The organism is Microcystis sp. LEGE 08355, assembly GCF_015207185.1.
In the GTDB taxonomy this organism is placed as follows: Bacteria; Cyanobacteriota; Cyanobacteriia; order Cyanobacteriales; family Microcystaceae; genus Microcystis; species Microcystis panniformis.
The window spans coordinates 1-3149 of record NZ_JADEXI010000543.1 but is presented as its reverse complement, the minus strand read 5'-3'; the positions used below and the strand labels follow the sequence as shown (position 1 = coordinate 3149).

The window sequence follows — 3149 nt, the reverse complement described above, 5'->3', positions numbered from 1 at the left end:
TTATACAGAGGTAGCAGCGGCTAAGTCTGGGTACTGGCAGTGCGGGACGGTGCTATGGCGATTTGATTACCCTATTCAGAAATCTTTGTCAAGTACAATTTATACCAAATTAGATGAGCTTACCCTGATATCTTCTTCAGTAATATCAACAGTTTTGCAGACTCGAATAAAAATATTTATAGTTTCTCCGTTAGCCTCGCTCCATTTACACGCCTTGAGTAAGTCTCTTAGACGAGTGTAGTTAATTCCTTTCTCTGACCTCAATATGGTTTCTTCAGTCATAACTTGCCATTCCGTAAAATTGTTTTGAGAAATTATCAAAGGTCTTGGGAATCACTGTAGCACAACGAACTGCGATCGCTGCTCAGGTAATTCTCAACCCACCAAAGTTAGGATTGCTCATCCAAGAAATTGAATCTCTTGAGAAGCAATTACTGAGCTTGGGGGTTGAGAGTCGAAGTTATCCCTTAAATGAGCTAATCGCCTTTAGCTCGGCTTTTATGACGATGAAAGCCATTGCCAGCAACTTAAATCAAATGAGTCAAGACTTACCTGCCTACACCCAATAAGGGCTAAATCCCTTCTTTTCTGGCTAAAAGGACGGGACAATTGACATTAACCCGCACATAATCCGAGAGGGAAGTACCGAGAAGGCGATCGAGATCTGGTAAACTCTTAGCCACAGAAGGACGGCGATCGGGCGACCCCAACAGTAAGAGATCCACATTATAATCATCAACGAGTTTGCACAGTTGTTCCCCCGGTTTACCCCCCGTCACCACGCAGCGATGGGGTATATTCATCCGTTTCACTTTTGCTACTGCTGGCCCTAAAATCGGGTTTTCTTCCATTTCTTTGGCGGAAGTGGGGGCAAATTCCGGTTTTAAGTCGGGGTTGACGCGGGCCAAAATTAACTCTGCTGAAGGATAGTCTCGCAGGAGATAAATAGCCAGATCGAGAGCTAAATCAGCCGAACTAGACTTATCGAGAGCTACCATCACCTTTTTGATTTTTTTGACGTAAATATCGTCTTTTACCAATAACATCGGGTGATTAGTCAGTTGAAAGACGTATTGACTGACGGAATTTTCTAGAATTGCCTCCAGTCGCTTTAGTCCTCGGGAACCCATCAGGATCAAATCGGCCCCGATTTCGTCGGCAACTTGACAGACGGTATCTTTGGGATCTCCTTGGCGCAGAATAGTGGAAACTTTGCTGGGTTCAATTTTGACTTCTTGCAGGATTTTAGTCAGCATTTGGGTTCCCTCTTCCCATTTACTGGCCAGAGCTTCGGTGGTAATCTGAGGGGGAACAACCCGGAGAATGGTAATCGACGCTTTCCGGATAGCGGGGAGATCCATCAATGCTTGTAGCATTTCTTGGGTTTGACCTGCGCCGGAATCAGCGTATAGTATTTTCTCTAGCATAAGATTAAACTCGGTCTATGATCTTAATAGTTTTCGCTAATTTTCAGCATACTGCTAATGTTGTTCTCGAAATTTAACAACTTATTAAGCGCTTTTTCTTAGCTAAATGCGATGCCGAAGGCACTGCGTAGCAGCTCGCAATTGAGGGTGTTTTAAGTATTTATGCTTAATTGACTAGAAATACGGCTCTCTTATTCTTTGCGTGATAAGTTTAACTTATATAGTAGCGATCGATCTTTGTGTCCTTTGTGTCTCTGTGGTTCGTTCCACTCACTCGCCCGCAAAACTGTATCTTAGAATACATTTTACCCGCCAAACTGGGGAGAGCCGAAATACTTGGCTCAAAATCATGGGACAGGCGTTTATTTGTACTAGATTTTGGCTGCAATGCTGGCACTCTCTTTTAATCACAGCTAAATCGACCATTTAATACTAAATCTGGTTATTAAAGACTGATTATTTATTCCCCTTTTTGCATGAGTGCATGAGTAGAAAACGGGTTTCTCCGAGAAACCCGTTTTCTGTGCGTTACTCAACGGATTTAGTATAATTGATGATTATTCATTCTTAATTGTCCAGCAACCACGAGAATTTTTTATTTTTACAAGAGGTGTAGTTATGTCTTTATCAATTCGGGTAATTATCCTAATAGCGACGACAGTTTATCAGACGTTAGCTGTTTGGTTAGAAGAACAAAAAGCACCGCCGGGTAATTTGGTTAATCTGGGTAAATATCGCCTACATTTTTGTCTAGCGGGAGAGGCTAGTCCCACTATTATTATTGACCATAGTTTAGGGGGAATTGAGGGATATTTTTTGATAGAAGAATTGTCACAATTGGCTAGGGTTTGTATTTATGATCGAGCCGGTTATGGTTGGAGCGATCCTAGTCCATATCCGCGAACTAGCTACCAAATTGTTCAGGAATTAGATCAATTACTCACCCAAGCAAAAATAGAACCGCCTTATATTTTAATTGGTGATTCTTTTGGAAGTTATAATGTTCGACTGTATGCTCATCTCTTCCCAGAAAAAGTAGTAGGTTTGGTACTCACCGATGGTTTACACGAGAAAAGAATGCTGAAAATGTCGCCAGCATTAAAGGCATTAAAATTATTTTTCATCTCTGGATTTTGGATGTCGATTATCGGCTCAATTTTAGGCATTATCCGAGTTTTGAAAGTTCTGGGAGTTTTTGAATTATTAAAACCAGAATTGCGTCGCTTTTCCCCGGATTCTCGTCATCGAGTTAAGCGTTCTTTCTGTCGCGCTAAACACTGGATGACGATGAGTAGAGAAATGCTTAATCTCGACCAAAGCGCTCGTCAGGTGAGTGAGGCTAACAATTTCGGTAATTTACCGATAGTTAGTATTAAAGCTAATTCTTTTTTTAAACCTTCCCTTTGGACTCGCTTTATTCCCCTCAAAAGTGCCAACCAACTCCGGGAGGAGATGCACCTAGAATTAGGCAAATTATCCGGAGATTTTCTGCAAATACAAGCGGATAAAAGTAGTCATTTTGTCTGGATGGATCAACCAGATGTGATCATCGATGCGGTCAGAATTTTGCTTGACAAAATTAACTCTGTGTGCTAGGTAGGGTCTGCTGAATAAATCTAAAAACCTTGTTGGATAAAACTTTTAGACTTTTTTGATATCAAAAAGTGTCAGCCATTGGAGTGAACGGGGGGGAATAAAACCCTACACCCCACACCCTACACC

Annotated in this window: 3 protein-coding genes; 2 read left to right on the top strand and 1 reads right to left on the bottom strand. The window is 41.6% G+C overall.

All coding sequences use genetic code 11. The features are described 5' to 3' along the window. Positions 1-326 precede the first annotated feature (326 nt). A complete protein-coding gene (locus IQ242_RS20770; RefSeq protein ID WP_193961255.1) occupies positions 327-569 on the top strand; it encodes a hypothetical protein in 243 nt (80 codons plus the stop codon). Between the two features lie 3 nt (positions 570-572). Here IQ242_RS20770 and IQ242_RS20765 read toward each other — a convergent pair whose 3' ends face one another. Then, entirely contained in the window at positions 573-1427 is an 855-nt protein-coding gene (locus IQ242_RS20765; protein WP_193961254.1) for a universal stress protein, read from the bottom strand. Between the two features lie 618 nt (positions 1428-2045). Here IQ242_RS20765 and IQ242_RS20760 point away from each other — a divergent pair. Further along, positions 2046-3023: an alpha/beta fold hydrolase gene (locus IQ242_RS20760; RefSeq protein WP_193961253.1), complete on the top strand. Its 978-nt coding sequence runs from the start codon at positions 2046-2048 to the stop codon at positions 3021-3023. Positions 3024-3149: the final 126 nt, after the last annotated feature.